Here is a 23,685-nt window from a genome sequence, read left to right as displayed (position 1 = left end):
GCCCCCATCACACCGCACCACCACACACATTGGAGTGACATGCGCGACACCTTCGTGCGGAAGCTGCGGACGGGGGCCGCCGTCGTGGCGGCCGCCGCCGCCTTCGCCGCCGTCGGGGCCATCGCCCCGCAGTCCGCCGACGCCGCCGAGGCGCCGGCCCCGCTGATCCACTACACCTTCGACGCCGCTGCGGCGGGGGTCGTCGCCGACGCCTCCGGCAACGGCTACGACGGCGTCATCAAGCAGGCGGGCGCGACCGTCGATGGCGGAGCGCTGTCGCTCCCGGGCGGCGCTCGCGCGAGCGCCGGCTACCTCGAGGTGCCGACCGCGGGCCTCGTCGGCAAGACGCAGCTCACCGTCTCGACCTGGCTCGAGAACCGCACCGGACCCGCGAACGTCGCCGCCGCCTTCATCGGCGCGCCCGTGGCATCCGGCGCCTCCTACTCCAGCGCCTACTGGCTGCTGAACCCGACCAACCCCAGCGGCTACGTGAAGTCCGCGCTGACGAACACCGTCAGCGCGACCGCGCCATGGGGCACCGAGGTCGGCGCCGGCGCGACGAACGCGGCGACCACCGGCATCACGACGCCCACGGGCATGGCGCTGTACACGAGCGTCATCGACGGCGTCGCTGGCAAGCTCACGACCTACGTCAACGGCGCCCAGATCAGCCAGGTCACGATCGCACGCAACGTGTCGTCATTCGGCTCCAACCTCGTGTCGTACCTCGGCCGCTCGACCTACGCCGACAACGGCTGGGCCGGATCGGTCGGCGACTACGCGGTGTACGGCGCCGCCCTCGACTCGGCCACGGTGCAGCAGCTCTTCGCCGATCAGGCACTGGCCGGTGCGACCGCCGCCGTCTCGGTCGCCTCGACCGCGACCGCGAACTTCACGCTGCCGACGGCGAGCCACGGCGCGGCCATCGCATGGGCCTCCGACTCGTCGGCGATCGCCGTGTCCGGCGGCGCCGCGACCGTCACCCGCCCCGCGGGCGGCTCGGCCGACGCCACGGCCACGCTGACGGCGACCTTCACCGCGGGCGGCGCGACCGCGACGCGCACCTTCGTCGTGACCGTGCCCGCACAGCTCTCGGACCAGGCGAAGGTCGACGCCGACGCCGCAGCCGTCTCGCTGCCGGTCTCGGCCGGCGACGTGCGCACGAGCTTCTCGGTGCCGACCGTCGGAGCCAACGGCTCCGCCATCGGCTGGGCCGTGACCGACGGCGCCGCGGTCGCGACCGTGCGCACCGGGGTCAAGGCGGGCACCGCCACGATCACGATCACGCGCCCCGCGGCCTCCGCGCAGGTCGAACTCACCGCGACCGCGACGAGCGGCGCCGCGACGACATCGCGCACGTTCGCGCTGACCGTGCCGGCGAAGCCCGCCGACGCCGACGACCCCGAGGCCTACGTCTGGGCGTTCTTCACGGGCGAGGGCGCCGGCGCCGAGCGCGTCAGCCTCGCCGCCTCGAAGGGCAACGACGCGCTGCGCTGGAACACGCTGAACGGCGGCGAGCCGATCTTCACCTCGACGCAGGGCACGACCGGCCTCCGCGACCCGTTCATCATCCGCTCGCACGAGGGCGACAAGTTCTACATGCTCGCCACCGACCTCAAGGTCGCCGGACTCGCCGGCGGCTTCACGACCGCGCAGCTCTCGGGCTCGCTCGCGATCGAGGTCTGGGAGTCGACCGACCTCGTCAACTGGTCGAACCAGCGGCACATCCAGGTCTCGACGCCGTACGCCGGCAACACGTGGGCGCCCGAGGCGTACTGGGACGACGAGCTCGGCCGCTACGTGGTCTTCTGGGCCTCGAACCTGTACGCCGACACCAACGCGGCATCTCGCACGGCCGTGACCTACAACCGCATGGTCTACGCCACGACCGACGACTTCGTCACCTTCTCTGAGCCGCAGGTCTGGTCCGACGTCAAGCGCGGCACGGGCCTCGGCCTGATCGACTCGACGGTCGCCGAGCAGGACGGCATCTTCTACCGCTTCACGAAGGACGAGGCGTCGATGACCATCCGCGAGGAGAAGTCGACGAACCTGCTCGCCACGATCACCGGCTCGCTGCCCGGCACCTCCGGCGCGGCCGACCAGTGGACGCTCGTGAAGGAGAAGGTCGCGACCGGCCTGCCGAACGGCGAGCCCGGCGGCACCTACTCGAGCGGCGAGGGGCCGAGCATCTTCCCGTCGAACCCGGGCGACGTGAACGGCTTCGAGTGGTACCTCTTCATCGACCAGCCCTCGTACCACGGCGGCCCGAACTACTACATCCCGTTCGGGTCCGGCGACATCGCCGACGGCAACTCGTGGCAGCCCCTCGGTGCGACGCTGCGCGCGAACCTGCCGCAGAACAGCGACGGCGGCAAGCCGCGGCACGGCACCGTGATCCCGGTGACGCGCGCCGAGTACCAGAAGGTGCTCGAGGCGTACGCCCCGGCGGTCGCGGTCGCCGAGGTCGCCCCGATCGACGTGACCACGCGGGCCGGTGTCGCTCCGGTGCTGCCGAAGGCGTCGCTCACGACCGCCGCCGGCGCGACGAAGCAGGCCGACGTCGTGTGGGCGACCGTGCCGGCAGGCGACTACGCGGCACCCGGCACCTTCACGGTGCGCGGCGTCGCGCAGGACGACTCGCGGATGCCGGTGACGGCCACCGTGACCGTCACGCCCGGCGTCGAGGTGGTCGCCGAGACGCGCTGCGTGGCCGGCAAGGTCTCGCTCGTCGCGAAGGCCGCCAACCGGGCATCGCAGAGCGCGAACGTCGCCGTGTCCTCGGCCTACGGCGAGCGCACGATCGCACTCGCCGCCGGCGCGACGCAGTCGATCACGTTCCCGAGCCGCCTCGCGACCGTGCCCGCCGGGCAGGTCACGGCGACGGTCGACGGCGTGGCCGTCGTTGCCGCCTATGAGGGCCGCACGTGCTGAAGCGCGCGCCCCGCGGCATCCGGAACCTGATGCACACGGCCCTGGTCGCCGCGCTGGCGATCGGGGGCGTGACCGGACTCACGGCCCTCGACGCCGCGCAGGCGCCGGCCGCCGAGGCGATCGGGGAGGACACCTTCACCAACCCGCTCGCGCCCGACACGGCCGACCCGACGATCGAGTTCCACGACGGCAACTACTACCTCGTGTCGACGACGTGGGACAACCGGGTCGTCATGCGCAAGGCGCCGACCCTCGCCGGGCTCGGCACCACGAAGCCCGTGACGGTGTACTCCGACACCAACACGGGCCGCAACGGCAACATGTGGGCGCCCGAGCTGCAGCGCCTCGAGGGGCCGAACGGCTGGCGCTGGTACCTCATGTACACGATGGGAGTGTCGGGCAACTACGGCACGCAGCACCTCCAGGTGATCGAGAGCGCGGCGGATGACCCGATGGGCCCTTACACGTACAAGGGCCGACCGATCCCGACCGACGACTGGAACATCGACGGCGCGTACCTCGAACTGAACGGCGAGCTGTTCGTGACCTGGTCGGCGTTCGCGCCCGACGGGCTGCAGAGCAACTACATCGCGCGCATGTCGAACCCGTGGACGGCGACCGGACCGCTCAACATCCTGTCGCAGCCCACCGAGCCGTGGGAGGTCATCGGGCAGCCCGTGAACGAGGGACCGATCCCGCTGCAGAAGAACGGCAAGACCTGGATCGTCTACTCGGCGAGCTTCTGCGGCACCGAGGACTACCAGCTCGGCACGCTCGAGTACCTCGGCGGCGATCCCGTGGTGCAGGCCTCGTGGCAGAAGAGCGACGGGCCCGTCTTCTCGAAGGCGAACGGCGTCTACGGCACCGGGCACAACGATTTCTTCGAGTCGCCCGACGGCACCGAGACGTGGAACCTCTACCACGCCAACGCCCGCGCCGACGGCGGATGCAGTCGCGAACGATCGGCTCGTGCGCAGGTCGTGGACTGGTCGGATGCCGGTGAGCCCGACTTCGGCGTTCCGCAGGCCACGTCGACGGCGGTCGTGGTGCCGAGCGGCGAGAACGCGCCGATCACGGCCCGGGTCGAGGGCGCCAGGTGGAACCTGGTCAGCCGCAGCACCGGACTGTGCGCCACCGTGCCGTCGGCCGAGAGCGGCGCCGCACTCGTGCAGGGCGACTGCGCCTCGTCGCGATCGCGCTTCGTGCTCGACACCACCGGCGACGGGTACCTGCGCATCGTGAACGCGGTGAGCGGCACCTCGCTCGGGCCCGACGCCTGCGCCTCGGCGCAGGGCGTCGGAGTGACGCAGACGCCCTTCGTCACGACCGGATGCCAGCAGTGGACGGTCTCGCAGACCACGGGCGGCTGGTCGAAGCTCACGAACCGCACGAGCGGCAAGCTGCTCGACGCGGCCGGCGCCTCGGCGGGCTCGACGGGTTCGACGGGGGCTGCGATCGTGCAGTCGACCGCGAACGCGTCGGCCGGCCAGGACTGGGCGCTCCGCCCGGCGGGCTCGGTCGTCGTGACCTCGATCGCGTCGGGCAAGGCGCTCGAGGTCCCGGGCTGCACGACCGCCGACGGCGCGATCCTGCAGCAGCGCGAGTACGCCGGCACCGCGTGCCAGGGCGTGACCTTCACGGGGGCGGCGAACGGCGAGTTCGAGATCCACCTCGGCTCGGCACCCGCGAAGTGCCTCTCGGTCACCGGCGGTTCGTCGGCGGACTCCGCGACCGTCACGCAGGGTGCCTGCGGCGTGGCCGGCAGCACCTGGCGGGTGCTCGTGAGCAACGACGGCGTCGTGGAGTTCCGCAACGGCACGAGCCTGAAGGCACTCGACCTGTCGTTCTGCGCGGCGGCCGACGGCACCCGCGTGCACCAGTACAGCGTGCTGAACAACGACTGCCAGCGCTACCGCCTCGCATCGGTCGCGGCCGACCCGGTCGCCCCCGCCGCGGTCGAGGCGACCGCGACCACGCGGTGCGTCGCGGGCAAGGCGGTCGTCGTGGCCACCGTGCGCAACGCCGACGACGTGCAGCTCGACGTCACGGCGACGAGCGCCTACGGCGCGAAGTCGTACGCCCTCGACGCCGCCGACTCGGCGAGCGCGTCGTTCTCGAGCCGTGCGAAGTCGATCGCCGCGGCCACGGTGACCGTCGCGGCCGCCGACCCCGCCGACCCGGGCCGCTCGCTGAGCGTCACGGCCGCGTACCCGGCGACGGGCTGCTGAGGCATCCGAACCGAGCGCGAACACGAGGGCGCCGTCGCCGAACCGGCGGCGGCGCCCACGTCGCGATGCGCCCTCACGACCCTGCACCACCAACCGAACGAATCGAGGATCGATGATGCCCTCTTCCGTATTCCATGACCGAACCCGCGAGCCGCGCCCACGCGGCGCGACGCGACGACGGGCCGCCGCGGCATCCGTCGTCGTGGGCGCCGTCGTGGCGTCGACGCTGCTCGCCGGGCCGCCGGCGCTCGCCGCCGACGCCCCGCCCCAGCCGATCGCGTCGTACGCGTTCGACGATGGCACCCTCCAGGACTCGGTGGGTGCCGCCCACCTCACCGCGTCGGGCACCGCCGCCGTGGCGACCGACGCCGAGCGCGGCAAGGTGCTGCGCCTCGACGGCACGACGAACGGGTTCGCGGCGTTCCCGCGCGGGTTCTTCGACGGCCGCTCGAACATGACCGTCTCGCTCGACGTGAAGAGCGAGAAGGCGAGCGGCAACTTCTTCACGTTCGCGTTCGGCGCGGACTCGAACAAGTACTCCTTCTTCCGGTTGCGCGGCGCCGACGTACGCACCGCGATCACGCAGACCTCGTGGCAGAACGAGTCGGCCGTCACGGGCACCGTCGCGAGCGGGGCCTGGCACCACTACGACCTCGTGTTCGACGGCGCGAAGATGACCGTGTACGTCGACGGCGCGAAGCTCGGCGAGAACGCCGCGCTGAACACGACGGTGTCCGACCTCGGGACGAACCTGTACGGCTACCTCGGCAAGTCGCTCTACGCGGCCGACGAGTACTTCAAGGGCTCGTTCGACGACGTGCAGGTGTTCGACCGGGCGCTCTCGGCATCCGAGGTGCTCACGAATGCCGGTGCGACCGATCAGTTGACGGAGGTCTCGCTGGCCGACCCCGCGCTGCTGAAGCTCGCCCCGATCGTGAACGGCACCGCCCGCACCGCGATCCTCCCGGTGCGGCCGGGCACGGATGTCTCGGCGCTCGCCCCGACCTTCGTCGCCGCCGCGGGCGTGACTGTGTCGCCGGCATCGGGCTCGACGGTCGACCTGCGCTCCCCCGTCGTGTACACGCTGACGGCGCCCGATGGTGCGACCTCGACGTGGACGCTGTCGGCGCAGGCCGTGAACAGCCCGGTGCTGCCCGGCCTGTACGCCGACCCGAACATCGCGGTCTTCGGCGACACGTACTACCTCTATGCGACGACCGACGGCACCGCGGGGTGGGGCGGCAAGGACTTCTACGTGTGGAAGTCGGCCGACCTCGTGAACTGGACCCGCTCCGAGCAGCCGTTCCTCACCCTTGACGGCGCTGCCGGCAATGTGCCGTGGGCGACGGGCAACGCGTGGGCTCCCACGATCATCGAACGCGACGGCCGGTACTTCTTCTACTTCAGCGGCCACAACGCGTCGCTGAACCGCAAGACGATCGGCGTGGCTGTGGCCGACAGCCCCGAGGGGCCGTTCACCGCGCAGCCGACCGCGATGATCCTCAACAACGAGGCCGTGACCTCCGGTCAGGCCATCGACCCTGCCGCGTTCCACGACCCGGTGACGGGCAGGTACTACCTCTACTGGGGCAACGGCAGCCCGGTGTTCGCCGAGCTGAGCGACACCATGACGTCGCTGAAGTCCGGCACGATCTCGGCGATGAGCGGGCTCACGTCGTACCGCGAGGGTTCGTTCATGAACTACCGCGACGGGATCTACCACCTCACCTACGCGATCGACGACACCGGCTCCGAGAACTATCGCGTCGGCTATGCCACGTCGACGAGTGCGACCGGCCCCTGGACGTACCGCGGCGTGATCCTGCAGAAGGACCTCTCGCTCGGCATCAAGGGCACGGGGCACAGCTCGATCATCAACGTGCCGGGCACCGACGACTGGTACATCGCCTACCACCGCTTCGCGATGCCGAACGGCGACGGCACGCACCGCGAGACGACCATCGACAAGCTGACGATCGGCGCCGACGGGCTCTTCCAGACCGTGCAGCCGACGCTCACGAGCGTCGCGCCGCACCCGATCCGCGGCCAGGTCGAGGTGTCGGCCGTCGCGACCACCCGATGCGTCGCCGGCAAGGCCGTGCTCGCGGTCACCGCGACGAACGAGTCCGACGAGCCCGTCGCGGTCGCCATCGAGACGCCGTACGGCTCGAAGCAGGTCGCCGCCCTCGCCGCGGGCGCCTCGACCAGTGCGAGCTTCGCGAGCCGACTCGTCGCGCTGCCTGCGGGCACGACGACCGTCACCGCGACCGGGGCCGGCCCCTCGGCCACCGACTCCGTCTCGGCCGGCTACGCCGCGCGGAGCTGCGGCTGACGCGGTCTCGCCGACTCGCGTGCAGCGATCCGCGGAGGCGCCGTCACCCCCTCGGGTGGCGGCGCCTTCGCGCGCCGGCACCACCTGCCTGGCGCAATGGCCGCCGAGACCACCCAGGGCGATCGAACTGTCCGGGCTGGCGATGTCGGCCAGGGCGCGAGTAGCGTAGCGTCGCCCCGCTCCATCGATGGCGATGGCGATGACGACAGGAACGACCCATGACCACTTCCGCACCCACCGCGCAGCCCGTACGACTCAGGCGCTCGCTCGGGCTCTGGGCGATCGTCGCCCTCGGCCTCGGCTACATGACGCCGATGACGGTGTTCGACACGTTCGGCTACGTCTCTGACGAGAGCGGCGGCGTGGTGCCGCTCGCCTATCTCTTCGCGCTCGTCGTGATGCTCTTCACCGCCATCAGCTACGGCCGCATGACGCGCGTCTACCCGTCGGCGGGCTCGGCCTACACGTACGCGTCCGAGACGATCCACCCGAACGTCGGCTTCCTCGTCGGGTGGACGGCACTGCTCGACTACCTGCTGCTGCCGCTCGTGAACGCGCTGCTGCTGCGCCAGTACTTCGAGGCCTTCTTCCCCGACATCTCCGGTTGGGTGTGGGTCAGCGCCTACGTCGCCCTCATCACGCTCCTGAACCTCTGGAGCATCACGTCGACCTCGCGCGTGAACGCGACGCTGCTCGTCTTCCAGGTCGTGCTGATCCTCGTGTTCATCGGCCTCGCATGGGGTGCGCTGAACGCGGGCGCCGGCAACGGCACGCCGTTCAGCATCGAACCGCTCTACCACGCGAACACGCAGATCGCGACGGTCATCAGCGCGGCCACGATCGTCTGCTTCTCGTTCATCGGCTTCGACGCGATCACGATGTACACCGAAGAGGCGAAGGACGCGAACACGGTGCCGAAGGCGATCGTGCTCTCGCTCGTGATCGGCGGCGGCCTGTTCTTCGTCGCCGGCTGGTTCACGCAGTCGCTCTTCCCGAGCGTCGAGGGCCTCACCGAGGGCACCGCGCTGCCCGAGCTCGCGTACTCGGTCGGCGGCATGCTCTTCCAGATCCTCTTCGTCGCGGCGGCCGTCGCCGCGGTCGCCGCCTCGAGCCTCGCCTCTCACGCGAGCGTCTCGCGCATGATCTACGTCATGGGACGCAACGGCTCCGGCCCGATCAGCCGCAGTCTGTCGTACGTGCACCCGAGGTTCCAGACCCCCGCGGTCGCGATCGTGCTCGTCGGCGTCGTGTCGCTCTTCGCCGCGGTGGCCGACCTCGACTTCGTGTTCTCGCTCATCAACTTCGGCGCGCTCATCGCGTTCACGGTCGTGAACATCACCGTGATCCTGCACTTCGCCGTGCGTCGTCGCGAGGTGAAGACCGCGGCGCAGATCGTGCGCAACATCGTGCTGCCGGTCATCGGCGTCGTGCTCACCGTGGTGCTCTGGCTCAACATCAGCCCCGACGCGATGATCTACGGCCTGCTCTGGCTCTCGATCGGCCTCATCATCCTGCTCGCCCTCACCCGCCTGTTCCGGCGCCCGATGCGCCTCTCGCTCGAGGAGGACCAGGTCATCTCCACGGGCGACGAGGGCGAGGACGCACTGCTCGCCGAAGACCGCCGCCGGCTCGACGCCGCCGAGTAGTACCGCCGAGCAACGCTGGCGTGCGAGGGGCGGATGCCGCGGCATCCGCCCCTCGTGCACGTCGCCGTCGACGCGGGTCAGCGGGTCACGGCACCCACCACGGCCGCAGCGGAAGGCCGCCGTTGCCACCGTGCGCGTCGGGCCTGACGGCCAGCACCTGGTGCAACTGGATGCCGCCCGTCTCGAACGCGAGCCGCGAACCGGCCATGTAGAGGCCCCACACCTTGGCGGTGGGCAGCCCGACCTCGGCGACCGCCTCGTCCCAGTGCGCGACGAGGTTGGCGCACCAGTCGCGCAGGGTGAGGGCGTAGTGCTCGCGCAGGTTCTCCTCGTGCAGCACCTCGAAGCCGACGTCCTGAGCCTCGCGGATGATGCGGCCCGACCCCGTGAGCTCGCCGTCGGGGAAGACGTACCGGTCGATGAAGCCGCGTGCCGAGGCCTGCGAGGTGTTGTCGGGGCGCGTGATGCAGTGGTTCAGCAGTAGCCCGCCGGCGCGCAGGCGGGACTGCAGGAACCCGAAGTACGACGCGTAGTTCTTCACCCCGATGTGCTCGAGCAGCCCGATCGACGAGACCGCGTCGAACCCGGCCTCGCGGATGTCGCGGTAGTCGCCGAAGCGCACCTCGGCGAGGTCGCCGAGCCCTTCGTCGGCGATGGCCCGCTGCGCCCACGCGGTCTGCTCCTCCGAGAGCGTGACGCCGATGGCCCGCACGCCGCGGCGGGCGGCGTAGCGCACCATGCCGCCCCAGCCGCATCCGACGTCGAGCAGCCGGTCGCCCGGCTTCAGGCGCAGCTTCTCGAACACGAGCCGGTACTTGTTCTGCTGCGCCTCGTCGAGCGACGCCTCGAGGTTCGGATAGCAGGCGCACGTGTACGTCATCGACGGGCCGAGCACCCACTCGTAGAACGTGTTCGAGACGTCGTAGTGGTGGTGGATCGCCTCGGCGTCGCGCGACTTGCTGTGCCGCAGCCCCTCGGCGACCCGGCGCCAACGTGGCGGCACCTCCTGCGGCGGCGGCGCGATCGGTCGCAGGTGCTCGACCCCGATCGAGCGCACGACGTTGGCCATGACCCGCGGCGGCGGCAGCTTGAAGACGAGTTCGTCGGCGAGGGCCGCGAGCAGTTCGTACGGGTCGCCCGGGTGCACGCCGTGCACCTCGAGGTCGCCTGCGATGTAGGCGCGGGCGAGCCCCAGGTCGCCGCGACCGGTCGCGAGGTAGGTCGTGCCCCGCGGGGTCAGCAGCTCGATGCCGAGGGCCGCATCGGGCGGCCCCGCCGAGCTGCCGTCGTACGCGGTGAAGCGCAACGGCAGGCGCCCGCCCGCGAAGATCTCGAGGATCTGCGCCAGCGACAGCCTGCCGGCGTCGTCCGGCCCGCCACCGGCATCCGCTCGCCCTCCCGGATCTGGCGTTCCTCCCGGATCTGGCGTTCCGGCCGGATCTGGCGTTCCGGCATATCCGGTCACGGGACCCTTCGTCGTGGTCATCGTCGTTGCACCGCCTTCGCATAGAGATCGAGCAATCGGGAGTCGGGGTCGTAGCGCTGCTTCACGGCCCGGTAGGCCTCGCCGCCGTAGAGCGCGTCGAACTCGTCGCGCTCGTAGAAGGCGTCGGAGTAGAGCGACTTGTGCCCGTCGAGCGCGCTCACCTCGCGCTCGACGCGGCGGTTGGTCTCGCCCTCGGTCGCCCCGACCGGCACGGTCGACCAGAAGCCGACGTTGACGTAGGTGCGGCCGCGGCGCAGCGGGTAGAGCGGCCACTCGGGGGCGGCATCCGACGGCTCGTCGGCGCCGCCAGCGCCGCCGTCGTCGCGCAGCCGCAGCGGGCACAGCCAGATCGGCTCGATCGGCACGTTCGCGAGGAACCAGTCGAGGAACTCGGCGCACCGCTCGATCGGCACCTCGACGTCTTGGATCACACGTTCGCGCGGCGGCCGGCCCTGCATCCGCTCGAGCCGGTCGCCGAGGTCGAACCGGCGCTCGAGCCGCATGAGCCGGCCGTAGAAGCTGCTGCGCCTGAGCCGCCGGGGCCAGACGCGACGAGCGAGCGGATGCTGCGCGCCGAACGCCTGCGAGCACCAGAACCAGTCGGCGTCCCACCGCCAGAGGTAGTCGTGCGCGGTCAGCCGGTCGCGCCGCACCCCGTCGCCGTGCTGGATCGAGCGGTAGTAGACCTGCTGACGGGTGTAGTCGCTGACCGGGCCGGGCTCGGAGGTCTGCGTGCCGAGGCAGAGGTAGCTCTCGTGGGCGCTGAACACGACGCCGTCCAGGTAGTCCACCCGCAGGCCGTCGTGGTCGCCGGTCTCGACGATGCTGTCCATCGCCGCCACCAGCTCGCGGAGGTCGTCGAACCGCACGTGCGTCAGCGCGACGAACGGCGGCACCGGCTCGAGCTCGATCCGCAGGCGCACGGCGTATCCGAGCGTGCCGTACGAGTTCGGGAACGCGCGGAACAGGTCGGCGTGTTCGCCGCCGGACCCCCGCGACGCCGTGACCAGCTCACCGGCGCCGGTGAGCACGTCCATCTCGAGCACCGACTCGTGCGGCAGCCCGTTGCGAAACGACGTCGACTCGATGCCGAGCCCCGTCACCGCTCCCCCGAGCGTGATGGTCTTCAGCTGCGGCACGACGAGCGGCGCGAGTCCGAACGGCAGCGTCGCCGCCACCAGGTCTTCGTAGGTGCACATGCCCGCGACGTCGGCCGTGCGGGCCTCGGCGTCGACCGAGATGACGTGCGTCAGGCCCGAGGTGTCGAGCCCCGCGGCATCCGCCTTCGCCCTGGTTCGAAAGAGGTTCGACGTGCGCTTCGCGAGCCGGACCGCGGAGGTCGCGGGCACGGCCCTGTAGCTCGCGAGCAGGCGCTCGACGCCGGCGTCGTGGGCGGTGCGTGCGGTGGTCGCAGCAGCGGACACGCCCCCACGCTAGTCCGCGGGGGCTGCCGGGGCCACTGCCGGATCGGTCAGCCGCGTGGCGTCCACCCCGACGGCAGCGGGCCGTCGATCGCCGCGCGCTCCTCGTCGGCCGCCGCAGACCAGCCCTGCGCGGCATCCGTCGCATCGAAGCCGCCGCGCGCCACGCGGAACCCGACGTCGTCGTGATGCATGCGCGGCGCTCCCCCGCGTCGCACCGAGGCGCGCACGCTCCACGCGTCGTCGGCGAACCCGCCGCCGCGGAACACGCGGTACGCGTCGTACCTGGCCGGGTCGAGCAGGTCCCAGCACCACTCCCACACGTTGCCGAGCGTGTCGAAGAGCCCGTTGAGGTTCGGATGCTTGCCGCCGACGTCCTGCGGCGCGGTCACGCCGTCGGCGCTCGTCCAGGCGACCTCCTCGAGCGGGCCGTAATGCGGACGCGTCGAGCCCGCCCGGCACGCGAACTCCCACTCGGCCTCGGTCGGCAGGCGGAACCCGTCGGAGTCGACGTGCCACGTGACGTCTTCGCCGTCGTACGTGTACGCGGGCTCGAGCCCCTCCCACTCGGAGGCCGCATTGCAGAACCGGATCGCGCGCAGCCAGCTCACGTCGGTCGCCGGGCGCCGCGGGTGCACCGCCGTCTCGCCGAGCAGCTCGGCGACCTGCTCCTGCGTCACGGGGTAGACCCCGATCTCGAACGGCTCGAGCTCCACGCTCCAGCGCACCTTGCGGCGTGCGTCGTGCAGGCCGACGGTGCCGCCGGCGATGCTCGCCATCTCGATGTCCGTCACCGGGGAAGTCTCGCACGCGCCGACGACGACGGCGCCCACGATGACGCCGCCGACGTCGTCCGTGTCAGTCGCGTGCCGCCAGTTCGTCGGCCGACGCCCGAGCCGCCTCGGCGGTGCTCGCCGCGGCATCGCGTTCCTGCTCCCGCTCGCCCGCCGTGCGTTCGGATTCGGCGAGCGCCTGCTCGGCCTCCGCGAGGCGCTGCTCGAGCTCCGTCAGGGCTTTCCGCAGCTCGTCGCGAGCAGAGGCCGCCTCCTTCACCGCGGCGTGCGCATCATCGACGCGAGCGGATGCCTCGTCCGCGGCGTCCTCTGCCGTCGACGCCGCCTGCTCGGCTTTCGCGACCTCGGCGGCCCGCTTCGCCGCCTCGGCCTCGTCGGCCTTCCGCTGCTTCTTCGCGCGATGTTCGCCGACCTCGTCGTGCGGCGCAGGCCGGCCGGAACGGGCGGAGCCGTCGGCCCCCGACCAGGCCGCCACGGCGTCGGTCAGATCCACCTCGGTGCCGATCGCCTCGAGACTGCGGGTGAGCCGCCCGGTCAGCAGCGCCTCGGATGCCGCGGCATCCGTCATCGCAGCCTGCAACGTGTCGGCGACATCGTCGAGCACGGGCTCCCGCACCGGGTGCCCGAGTTGCTCGGCGAGCTCACCGGCATCCTGTGCGAGCGCGCGGACGACCTTGCGCCGCTCCTTCGCGAGCGCGACCAGGGCGGATGCGTCGACCTCCGCCTGCGCCTCGCGAAGCTGCTCGCCGAGCTGCAGCAGCTGCGCGAGCTCGTCGGCGCGGTGACGGGCGAGCTGGTTCACGAGCCAGGCCGGAGCCGAGGGTCGGCGGAGCTCGCCGACCGCGTTCGCCAGGTCGCGGTCGCTCCCCCGCAGCTCCTTCGCCCGTGCGTTGCGGGCCGCCGTGAACTCGTCGGGCGGCAGCTCGTAGAGCTCGTTCGCGAGGTCGGCGAACGCGTCGTCAGCCATGCCGTCATCCTCCCACCAGGCGTCGCGCGCCCGCCGATGCGTCGCGCCCGGGTCGGTCAGGTCGGGTCGGTCCGCCGATCAGGTGGCCGGCTCGCTCGTCGGCGTCGCCGAAGGGCTCGGCTCGGGATCCGGCGCGGTGAGCTCGGCGATCGCCCGCTCGAAGGCGGCGATCGTCGCGGCGTCGACCGCACCCGTCGGCTCGACGCCGAGCTCGGACTGGAACGCCTGCAGCGCCGCGGTGAGCTCGTCTGTCCACACCCCGTCGACCGGTCCGTCCCAGAACCCGGCGAGCTTCAGTGTCTGCTGCACCGCAGCCGTCGACGCCAGCGAGTCCTGTGCGGCCGTGCCGCCGAGCGCCACGAGCTCGGCCTGCAGTGCCGCGGCCGTCGCCTTGTCGACCGTGCCCGTGACCGGCAGGCCGTTGGCCTCCTGGAGGTCCTCGATCGCCTGCACGGTCATCGGCCCCGAGACGCCGTCGACGGTGCCGGCGTAGTACCCGGCCGTGGCGAGGTCCTGCTGCAGCGCGAACGTGTACGCGCCGACCGCCGCCACGGCCTGCACCTGCTGGTCGTCGGTGAGGCATCCGGCATCCGCGAAGAGCCTGAGCCACGCCATCTCGAGCGCGACGACGGCGCTGTTGAACTGCTCCGATGCGTCGGCCAGGGTCGTCTGCTCGGTGATCGCCGCCTGCGCATCATCGAAGTCGGCGTCGGCCTGCTTCACCCGGTCGACGGATGTCGCGGGTGCCAGCGGCGTGGCGGTCGGGGGCTCGGCAGGCTCGGCGACCGAGGGCGTGCCGGTCGGCCCCGCCTCGGCCGCGGCCAGCGCCGCCTGCGCCTCGACGAGCTCCGTCTGAGCGGCCACGAGCGCCTGCTGCGCGTCGACCGCGGCCTCGGCGCCGTCGAACGCGTCGTCGCGAGGAGCGGCGAGGTCGGCACCTGCGTCACGCACGTCGCCGACGGTGGGCGCGGTGTCGTTCAGCACGTCGCCGTACCGGTCGAGGGCGTCGATGTAGACGCGGCTCGCGCCGCAGAACTCCTTCGACGCGGAGTCGAACTCGGCCTGCGCGCTCGCCACGGCCTTCTCCTTCGCGCTGACCTGGGCCTTGGCCCGCTCGACGCTGTCGGCGCCCTCGGCGCATCCGGTGAGCGCCACCACGACGGCGATCGAAACCACCGCCGTTCCGAGGAACCCCGACATCCTCACGCGATCCATGTTCACCGAGATCCCCCGATCATGTGCTGAAACGTGCTCACATCATGGCACCGGGGCGGCTCGCGACGCGGGACATTCAGCCCCGACTTCCTCCGTGCATCAGGCCCTCGATCTCCCACCGACCGACGATGCGTCGGGCGCGCGTCGCCTCGACGCCATCGAGCCGGTCGAGCAGCGGCAGCGCGACATCCGTCATCAATGGATCGATGAGCTCTCGCACGCCGGCCGAGCGGAGCAGCTGCTCGAGTCGCGTGAAGTCGCTCACGAGCAGCGCCGGCACCTGCCCCTGGAGCAGCACGACCGCGGCGAGCCGGCGCTCGAAGACCGGCACGGACCACAGCTCCGATGCGAGTGCGGTGACCTCGTCATGCGTGAGTTCCGGATGCCGCCGGCGGGCGTCTCGCACCGCGCCCCGCACCGCACCCACCGAGGCGCCGTAGAACCGCAGTCCGCCGCCGATGCGCTCGGCATCCGCGCTCGCGCGCTCCTCCGACCCCTCCATCTGAAGGGTGCGGTCGATGAAGTCGGCGGCGAGGGTGGTCACCCTTCGATTCTGGTGCCGGGTGACGACGCTCCTGCCGCACCTGCTCGAGCTGGGGAGCCTCTCCGCCGGCTCGGCGACGGTGGACTCGTCGTGAATAGGATGTCCGGATGCGTCTCTTCGACCACATCGGCATCTCCGTCGACGACCTGCCCCGCTCGATCGCCCAGTTCGACCCGGTGATGACGGCACTCGGCTGCACGCGACAGGACGCCGACAACGGCGTCTCCTGGTACCGGGGAGAGGACGAGCTGATCCTGTTGCCCGCCCGCGAACCGGGCAGCGGGCCGCACCGGCACGGCCGCGTCGGCTGGCAGCACCTCGCGTTCCCCGTCGACTCGCGCGACGACGTCGACCGCCTGCACGTGATCGCGATCGATGCAGGCTGGACGGCGGTCAGCGGACCGAAGGTCTTCACGCGCTTCAGCGATCGCTACTACGCGTCCTTCGTCGAGGACGACAACGGCATCCGCATCGAATTCATGTTCAACCCGCCGCGCGAGTCCGCCGCCGACTGAGTCCTCATCGGCGCCGTCATCGAACCGGCGCTGTTCTCGATCGAATTCAGGCGCTGGTCTCGGCAGGTACGCCGGTCTCGACGGGTGCGCCGTTCGCCAGCGCCTCGCGGCGCCCCCGTTCCTGAGCGTCCCGGACGAGTCGCTCGACCTCGCGCGCCTGTCGTCGTCGTCCCAAGAGGAGGGCGCAGACGATGAGCGCCCCTGCAAGCAGGATGAGCAGATGCGGCCACGGCATGGTCCACACGAAGATGTCCTGCGAGATGGGCGCCATGAGCTCGACTCCGCCGTCGGGCTCGACGACCATGGGCCGGAATTCGACCGGCACGATGGCGAATCCCAGCGGCCAGACCTCCGAGACGTGGACGATCGTCGATCGCCGATCTCCAGGAAGGAGTTGGACGGGGTCAGGCGCTCCGGACTCCTCCGATCCGGACTGCGTCCCGCTCTCCGCCGTGGAAACGGGCACTTCGAGTCGAACGTTGCCGGAGTTCTCGAGCTCCGTCGTCACGTCTATGGCACCAGGCGCGAATGGGTTCCACGAGAGGTCGTACCCCGCGCTGATCGCGGCCACGTTCAGGGCCGGCCGCAGTTCTCCGGACACACGGGTCATCACCCGGAATCCGATCCGGCTCTCCACGCCGAGGCGATTCCCCGTCTCCGATGCGTTGACGGAGTAGACCGAGGCGGCGATGCCGGCTGCATGGTCCCCTGGCGTTGCGTTCGCCGGCACCTTCACGGTGAACGGCACGATCTCCGTGCCGGCGGGTGGCACGGTGACCGTCTCGGCGACGTCGATCCAGGTGCCCGCGTCGGTCGAGTCCTGGTCGGATGGCAGCATGTTGAATCGACCGGTCGACGTGAGATAGCCATCCGCAGCGGCCAGCGTGAAGGTGATCTCCTCGGCGCCGAGATTGCGCACAGCCAGATGATCGATGGTCGATTCGCCCGGGTCCAGTTCCAGTTCGACCCACGTACGGCCGTCGGGCCCGGCCTCGTTCGCCGGGCTCGCCGCCCACGTGATGGTCGGGTCGTCGGCGGCGAAGGCCGCTCCGGCGCCGGCACCGGCCAGCTGCATCACCAAGGCGGCGAGGGTCGCGATCATCGTCCCTCCCCACCCCGCTGCCGTGCGCCTGCCACGCTCGGGATCGGTTCTCAAGCTCGCGCTCCTGTCCAATCGTTCACTCCTTCTGCCAACCCGTCCGCCTCTGCGTCGAGACGAATGCCCGGGGTCGCGGCTGCGCCGCAGACCCCGGGCATGCCCTCGCTATTCGAAGAGCGAGAGGGTGATCGTTCCTGAGTAGTTGCCGGGGGCAACAGTGGCAGGAGTGCGAAGGAACAGGTCCGCGGTTGCGGTCCACGACCCTTCGGGTGCGACGGCCTCGGAATCGAAGGCCATCGCGAGCAGCTCCTGGTCGACCACGCCGACCGCATTCGGACCGGAATCCAGCACCGTGTCGACCTGGTCGCCTGCGGCGACCAGACCGGACTCACCACCGTCGATCAGCGACGGCGCCCAGCCCAGGTGCCCGGCGTCGATCGCAGCCTGCCCGGCATCGCCGGTGAAGTCCGACGCCGAACCCAGCACGTACCAGAAGGCCCCATCCGGGATCTCCTCCGCCGTGCGCGTATCGGTCACCGTGACCGTCGGCAGCGACCCGGTGAACTGACGAACCGTGTCCGTCGACCCGTCTTCCGTCAACGACGTCGAGGACCCCGCCACGCTCATCGCGAGCACGCCCGGCTCGTCCAGCTCGCTGATCGCGACGTTCACGTCGACATCCGAGTCACCGTACTCATCGGCGATCGCGGTACCCGCGATCCCCACCAACAGTGCTGCACCGACGGCCACGGCCGAACAGCGTGCAAACATCCTTCGCTTCTCCATCTCAAAGCTCCTTCGAATCAAGGCCGACATCATGTCGGCACACAATCGGGTCACGGTGGCCCGGCGGGAACCCCGACGAGCCACCGTCGTCAGCTAGCCGCAGGACTTCGCGTCGTACGGTGCTTCGACTTCGACCGACACCGGCGCACCGTCAACGGATGCGGACACGTGGGCTGTCACGGATGCGGCAGGCACGTTCGTCAGCCGCGTGGTGAAGGCGTGCACCGCGTTCTTGCCGGGCGCGACCGAGGCGAACGACTTCGCACCGAACGACGAGTCGAACGAAACCGAGATCGCCACGTCGTCGTTGTTGGTCGCCTGAGCGGTGACCACCGCCTTGCCCGCGACGCACCTCGTGCCCGCGATGACGGCGACATCCAGCGATGGCGCGGCGTCCGCCTCCGCGAACTCGATCGTGTCGACCTCGAAGAGGTCGCCGCTCGGTCCGGTGTACGCGAAGTACACGTCCTGGCTTCCCGTCGCGCCCTCGAGCTCGGCGCTCACCTCGGTCCATGCGCCGGTCGCGCCGTCGACCTCGATGGTGCCCGCGACCGGGCCGTCGGGCGCACCCAGGCGGACCTGGATCTTGCCGCCGGCCTGGAGCGGCTTGACCTTCGCCGTCACCGTGGCAGCACCGTTCTCACCGAAGGCGACCGACGAGAGCCCGGTCCAGTCGCCGTTGTCGACGTCCTTCACCACGAGGTTCGGAGCGGTTGCACCGAACTCCGCGGAGCCTCCGGCGACCTTCGCCGTGGCGATGCCCTTCGTCCACCCGAGCGTCTCGGCCTCGAAGACGCGGAACGGATCGAAGTCCCGCACCTGGTCGACACCGGCGTAGGTTCCGACGACCTGGTTGACGGTGCCGTCCTCCTTGAAGGTCAACTCCTCGATGTGAGCACTGCGATAGCCCTGGGTGGTGTTGCCGTTGATTCGCTTGTTCAGGGTCGGCGCGTGGTACGTGAAGTAGTACTTGCCCTCGTACTCGAACACCGACTGGTGGTTGTTGCCGCCGGTTCCCGCTCCGAAGAACTGCGACTGGTTCGGGAACATCACGCCGGCGTATGCCTCCTTCGGCCAGGACATCGGGTCCTCCGACATCATGTAGCCGATCTGGCCGCCACCGGGGTAGCCGGCCAGCGGCGTCTGGTTGCCGCCGAAGTCGGAGCCGCCGAAGTGCGACGAGTACGACAGGTAGTACTTGTCGCCTCGCTTGAACACCTGCGATGCCTCGAACGCGACCGGCGCGTCGACGACGGCGGCGGTACCCTCCGTGGAGATCATGTCATCGCCGAGCTCGATGACGCGGATGTTCTTCGGGTTGTTGAAGCGTTCAGCCGCCGGCATGCTCGTCGAAGCCGGCCCACCACCGAAGAAGAGGTACTCCTCGCCGTCGTCGTCGACGAACGGAGCGGGGTCGAAGAGCCAGGAGACCCCCTGCGCCCCGGGCGTGCTGCCGTTGATCAGCGTGCTCGTGCGCTCGCTGGTCCAGGGTCCGATCGGGCTGTCGCCCGTGATCACGTTGCTCGAGCCACCGCCGTTGGCGTAGTACAGGAAGTACTTCTCCACGCCGTTGACGACCTTCTTGGCCATGCCGGGAGCCCACGAGTTGCCGGTGAACGGCGCCACTCCGTTCGGACCGGCGACCTGGATCTCGCCGTGGTCGGTCCAGTTCACGAGGTCCGTCGAGGAGATCAACGTCACCTGGTTGATGTTGCCGTAGTTGATCCCCGCCGAGATTCCGGTCACGGGGTCGGGCGCGTAGCCCTGGGTGTCATTCGTCATGTACATGTACACACGGCCGTTGTCCACGAATCCGAAGCCGTCGGCCCCGAACTTGTGCCCGAGGAGCGGGTTGTGCTCACCCGGGAGCTTGCCGACGACCTCGATGGTCTTCGACGGCGCCGCGGGCGGCGGTGCACCGATCACCGAGACGTCGTCGAGCTTGAAGTCCATGAGGTGCGTGTCGGGTGCCGTCGACGGCGTCTGGGTCCACGGCGTCTCGAAGAAGAGGCGCGCGGTCGAGACGCTCTGCCCCGCAGGGATGGTGAACGTGCCGTTGAAGTACGCCCACTGTCCCTTCGTCGCCGTCACGTTGACGAGGTTCGTGTACGTCGATCCGCCGTAGTGCATGGTTGCGAAGAACTGCTTCGTCGCGGGCCCGTTGGCATTCTCGTACTTGATCCGTGCCTTGAGGGCGTAGGTCTGCCCCGCGCTGACCTTGCCGGTCAGGTCCTGCATCGGACCCGACCCGGTTGTCGTGCGACCGGTCACGCTGGCCGCATTCGCACCCGAATACGCATCGGTCGTCGTGGCGAGCGTCCCCCCGTCCGTGCCGTTGCCGTTGTTGACGAACCAGCTGGTCGTCCCATTCTCGAAGCCGCCATTGAGGATCAATTCCTCCTCGGCGGCGTACGATGTCGTCGCAGCGAATGATGCGGTCATCAGCGCCGCCAGAGCCAGACCTGCCAGGGTCCGTCTCGGCACGCGTCGCCGCCGTTGTTGTTGCAGTTCCACGAATCCTCCTTGATTGATGTGTCGTGGAGCGGATGGAGCACCGGTCGCGAGCCGTTCTCGAGACCGGGTTCCGAGCGGGTGGGTCCCGGTCACTCGGGGCCCACCCGCCCAGGTCAATTGCAGGCGTGCGCCGCGTAGGCGGCATCCGCCTCCACCGTCACCGGCTCGCCGTCAGGCGCAGCCGAGACCTCGGCGGATACGGCAGCGGCGGGGATGCTCGCCTGCCGGGTCGTGAAGGCATGCACCGCGTTCTTGCCGGGGAGCACCGAAGCGAACGTCTTGGATCCGAACGCCGACTCGAACTCGATCGCGACCGGCACCGCTTCATTGTTCGTCGCCTGGATCGTGACCAGCGCCTTGCCCGCCACGCAGCGGGTTCCGGCCGTCACGTCGACGTCCAGTGATGGGGTCGCCGGCTCCAGCACGCCCAGTCGGGCGAGCTGGTAACTGAGTGCCCGCTCGGGCGCGTCGATCTGGTTCTGGGTCCCCAGCTCTGCAGCCTTCGCGGATTGCGCTTCGGCGAGCGCATCACGCATCGACGTCCACGCTTCGGCCGGGTAGTCGCTCTGGTCGAGCGTGCCCGCGTGGGCGATGGCCGCATCCAGGTCACTCTCGTCGAGCGGCTGGTTCTGCGACGTCAATGCATCGCTCAGGAGGAAGCGGTCGAAGTCGACGTGGCCACCGGCCTGCTGGGTGGCGTAGTTGAACAATCCGACGCGATGCCCCATGAAGTGCGTGAGTCCTCCGTCGAGCCGCAGCGGCCCGACCGCATCTCCGAGCTGCGTCCAAGTCAGGCCGTCGAGGCTGAAGTAGAAGGTCGTGAAAAGTTGACCCGACGTCCTGGCGAAGTCGAGATCGGCCTTGAGGTGGACCTCCGATGCCGCACCGAGCGTCGCAGAACGGCCCGGGAGGAAGCTCTCGATCGCCGCCTGGTCGATCGAGGATGCGAACGGCTGGCCGCGATGGACGACGCCCACCGTATTCACTCCGGCGACGCGTTTCACGGCGACGTACGAGAAGTCGCGGTTGTAGGCGGCGAGGCCGGCGACATCGCCGTCCTTCATTCCCGAGAGGTCGAGCTTCGTCTCCACCGATTCGCGCGGCCCGAAGGTGCGCTGCGACAGGGTGTTGCGCGCCTCCTCGAGCCACGTGAGCTCCCCGCCCGAGTTGCGGTGCGCATACGCGCCGGTCACGACCTTGCCGGTCGTCATCCTCAACCACCCGTCCCGGTCGGTGAGCGACCAGTACCGGTTGTCGGGCGCATGGTTCCACTCCCAGACCAGGTCGAGGTTCGACCCGTTCGGAGCGACTTCCTCCGCCTGCGCGACTTCGGTGGTGACCGGGCGCCCGACGAGTGACGCATCGTCGACCGTGAAGCCCATGAGATGCGTGTCGGGGGCTGTGGAGGGCGTGCTCGTCCACGGTGTCTCGATGAAGATGCGCACGTCCGAGAGCGCCTGCGAGGCCGGGATCGTGAACGACCCCGACACCTTCCCCCAGGTTCCCCGGGTGAGGTTGGTCGCGGGCGAGAGGTTCGTGTAGGTGGTGCTGCTGCCGCCGTAGCGCGCGGTGAGGTAGAACTGCTTGGTCGCCGGGCTTGCGGGGTTGTCGTACTTCACCCATGCCGAGACGTCGTACGTGACCCCGTGCTGCACCTTGCCGGTCACATTCTGCGCGGGACCCGAACCGGTGGTCACTCGTCCGCTGACCGCGACGGCCGAGGTTCCGGTGTGGGCGTCCGTGCTGGTCGAGAGCGTCGCGGTGTCATTGACGCTCCACCCCGCGGTGCTTCCGGACTCGAGACCGGGATTGTCGAGAAGCTCGACGCCGATCAGCGACTCGTCCAGGTCGGGCGGGTTCGGGATCGTCCACGGCTCGTCCTGGTAGGACCGGTGCGGCGCGTCGTTGTCGAAGTCGTCGGACCCGACGATGCTCTTGAGCCGCTCGAAACGCTCCTGCTCAGGGGTGAGGCTGATCGGCTTCTCGAAGGCACCGTTGACCGGAACCACGCCGTTGTTTCCGAACGTGGGCCATCCGTCGCTCCACGTCGCCGGGATCAGAGCCGGAGTACGTCCGATCGGGAAGTTGTCGCGGAAGAAGAACCCGTACCAGTCGTCCTCGCCCTCATCGTTCGCGATCGGTACGAGGCTTCCCTGCGCGAACCCGTTCGAATTCAGCGCGCCTCGAGACTCGTATGGGGCAGGAGAGTTCGCGAGCCGTCCGAGCAGCTCGGTCGAGCGGAACATGGCGACCTGTCGGCCGCTACTCGGCCAGGTGATCATCACGACGTAGTAGTAGCCGTCGATGTAGAACGCCTGGGCGCCCTCGAAGAGTCCGCTGCTGCCGACGTACGGCTGGCTCGCGAAGTCACTGCGCTGGATGAAGTTCGGGAAGTCCTGCTCGATCGCCGTCAGCGTCGAGTTCAGCCGCACTGCGCTGACGCCGCCGTAGATGATGTACGGGACGCCGCCGTTCGCGTCGTCGAAGAACAGCGAGGGGTCGTGGAGGCTGCGGCCGAGCGCCGTCCGCGTCCATGCCCCGTCCTCGATGTCATCGGTGCGGTAGATGTACGCGCCGCCCAGGTTCAGTGAATTGATCAGGACGTAGAACGTGCCGTCGTGGTAGCGCAGCGAGGACGCCCATTGCCCTTGCCCATAGGAGTTGGATCCATTGCGCAGTGAGAACGCATCGCCGATGTCGAGGCGGTCGAACGCGTAGTTGACGATCTCCCAGTTGACGAGATCGTACGACTTCATGATGGGCGCCCCAGGGCTGAGCTGCATCGTGGTGCTGATCATGTAGTAGAGGTCGCGCCCCTCGTCGTTCTCCGACGCGGGTACGCGTTCGACGCTCACATCGGGGACGTCGGCGTTGAGCAGGGGGACGGTATACGTCCCGTCGCCCTTATCGGTCGTCGTGTACGACGAGTCGGGGTTCCATTCCTCCGCGGCCTGCGCGACGGCGGTCGTCGCGAAGAGGCCGACACTGGCCAGGAGGCCGGTTGCGGCGAGTGAGACGAATCTCAGCATGCCCTTTCTGTGAGACATGTGCGTAGGCGATGGTCGTCCGACGGACATTGATCCTCCTTGATCAATACACAGGGCGACGCGTCGGCATCCGATCGCGTGGCGCTCGAGAGAGGCGGGTCGTTCGCGATCAGTAGATCGATAAACCTTGAACCCGCTGTGAATGTTACCGGGAACA

At 69.8% G+C, this 23,685-nt stretch carries 15 protein-coding genes; 5 read left to right on the top strand and 10 right to left on the bottom strand.

The genetic code is table 11. The annotated features are described in order from the left end of the window. The first annotated feature begins 39 nt into the window (after positions 1 to 39). The 4 genes from ATC03_RS03590 (at position 40) to ATC03_RS03575 (ending at position 9,140) form a co-directional block, all read left to right on the top strand. On the top strand, positions 40 to 2,934 hold the full coding sequence (locus tag ATC03_RS03590) for an immunoglobulin-like domain-containing protein (protein ID WP_067873195.1): 2,895 nt from the start codon (positions 40 to 42) through the stop codon (positions 2,932 to 2,934). Next, positions 2,928 to 5,162, top strand: a complete 2,235-nt coding sequence (locus ATC03_RS03585; RefSeq protein ID WP_067873192.1) for a family 43 glycosylhydrolase — start codon at positions 2,928 to 2,930, stop codon at positions 5,160 to 5,162. The genes ATC03_RS03590 and ATC03_RS03585 overlap by 7 nt, the downstream gene beginning before the upstream one ends. A 115-nt stretch (positions 5,163 to 5,277) precedes the next feature. Beyond that, positions 5,278 to 7,494, top strand: coding sequence for a family 43 glycosylhydrolase (locus ATC03_RS03580; protein ID WP_161490311.1), 2,217 nt, complete (start codon positions 5,278 to 5,280; stop codon positions 7,492 to 7,494). 218 nt (positions 7,495 to 7,712) lie between these two features. Beyond that, entirely contained in the window at positions 7,713 to 9,140 is a 1,428-nt protein-coding gene (locus tag ATC03_RS03575) for an APC family permease (protein ID WP_067873186.1), read from the top strand. An 85-nt stretch (positions 9,141 to 9,225) separates the two neighbouring features. Here ATC03_RS03575 and ATC03_RS03570 read toward each other — a convergent pair whose 3' ends face one another. The 6 genes from ATC03_RS03570 to ATC03_RS03545 all read right to left on the bottom strand — a co-directional run bounded on the left by ATC03_RS03570 (position 9,226) and on the right by ATC03_RS03545 (position 15,567). Next, a complete protein-coding gene (locus ATC03_RS03570; RefSeq protein WP_084003260.1) occupies positions 9,226 to 10,626 on the bottom strand; it encodes a class I SAM-dependent methyltransferase in 1,401 nt (466 codons plus the stop codon). Next, positions 10,623 to 12,050, bottom strand: coding sequence for an FAD-binding oxidoreductase (locus ATC03_RS03565; protein ID WP_067873183.1), 1,428 nt, complete (start codon positions 12,048 to 12,050; stop codon positions 10,623 to 10,625). The genes ATC03_RS03570 and ATC03_RS03565 overlap by 4 nt, the downstream gene beginning before the upstream one ends. Positions 12,051 to 12,097: 47 nt before the next feature. Continuing rightward, positions 12,098 to 12,841: a formylglycine-generating enzyme family protein gene (locus tag ATC03_RS03560; protein WP_179947898.1), complete on the bottom strand. Its 744-nt coding sequence runs from the start codon at positions 12,839 to 12,841 to the stop codon at positions 12,098 to 12,100. 64 nt (positions 12,842 to 12,905) lie between these two features. Continuing rightward, positions 12,906 to 13,808, bottom strand: coding sequence for a hypothetical protein (locus ATC03_RS03555; protein ID WP_067873180.1), 903 nt, complete (start codon positions 13,806 to 13,808; stop codon positions 12,906 to 12,908). Positions 13,809 to 13,886: 78 nt separating this feature from the next. Next, a complete protein-coding gene (locus ATC03_RS03550; protein WP_067873177.1) occupies positions 13,887 to 15,023 on the bottom strand; it encodes a peptidoglycan-binding domain-containing protein in 1,137 nt (378 codons plus the stop codon). 76 nt (positions 15,024 to 15,099) lie between these two features. After that, positions 15,100 to 15,567 (bottom strand): DNA alkylation repair protein, encoded by a 468-nt coding sequence (locus tag ATC03_RS03545; protein WP_067873174.1) that lies wholly within the window; start codon positions 15,565 to 15,567, stop codon positions 15,100 to 15,102. A 107-nt stretch (positions 15,568 to 15,674) separates the two neighbouring features. Between ATC03_RS03545 and ATC03_RS03540 the strand changes: the two genes are divergently transcribed. Further along, complete coding sequence (locus ATC03_RS03540) at positions 15,675 to 16,082, top strand: VOC family protein (RefSeq protein WP_067873171.1); 408 nt, start codon at positions 15,675 to 15,677, stop codon at positions 16,080 to 16,082. Positions 16,083 to 16,128: 46 nt separating this feature from the next. Here ATC03_RS03540 and ATC03_RS03535 read toward each other — a convergent pair whose 3' ends face one another. The 4 genes from ATC03_RS03535 to ATC03_RS03520 form a co-directional block, all read right to left on the bottom strand. Further along, a complete protein-coding gene (locus ATC03_RS03535) occupies positions 16,129 to 17,256 on the bottom strand; it encodes a WxL protein peptidoglycan domain-containing protein (protein ID WP_152030854.1) in 1,128 nt (375 codons plus the stop codon). A 90-nt stretch (positions 17,257 to 17,346) separates the two neighbouring features. Beyond that, positions 17,347 to 18,000, bottom strand: a complete 654-nt coding sequence (locus tag ATC03_RS03530; RefSeq protein ID WP_227820224.1) for a hypothetical protein — start codon at positions 17,998 to 18,000, stop codon at positions 17,347 to 17,349. A gap of 60 nt (positions 18,001 to 18,060) precedes the next feature. Further along, positions 18,061 to 20,409: a family 43 glycosylhydrolase gene (locus ATC03_RS03525; RefSeq protein WP_084003259.1), complete on the bottom strand. Its 2,349-nt coding sequence runs from the start codon at positions 20,407 to 20,409 to the stop codon at positions 18,061 to 18,063. Between the two features lie 185 nt (positions 20,410 to 20,594). Further along, positions 20,595 to 23,510, bottom strand: coding sequence for a beta-xylosidase family glycoside hydrolase (locus ATC03_RS03520; protein ID WP_227820223.1), 2,916 nt, complete (start codon positions 23,508 to 23,510; stop codon positions 20,595 to 20,597). Between the last annotated feature and the right edge of the window lie 175 nt (positions 23,511 to 23,685).

Origin of the sequence: Agromyces aureus, from assembly GCF_001660485.1 — a bacterium.
GTDB lineage: Bacteria > Actinomycetota > Actinomycetes > Actinomycetales > Microbacteriaceae > Agromyces > Agromyces aureus.
This window is presented reverse-complemented; position numbering and strand designations above follow the sequence as displayed.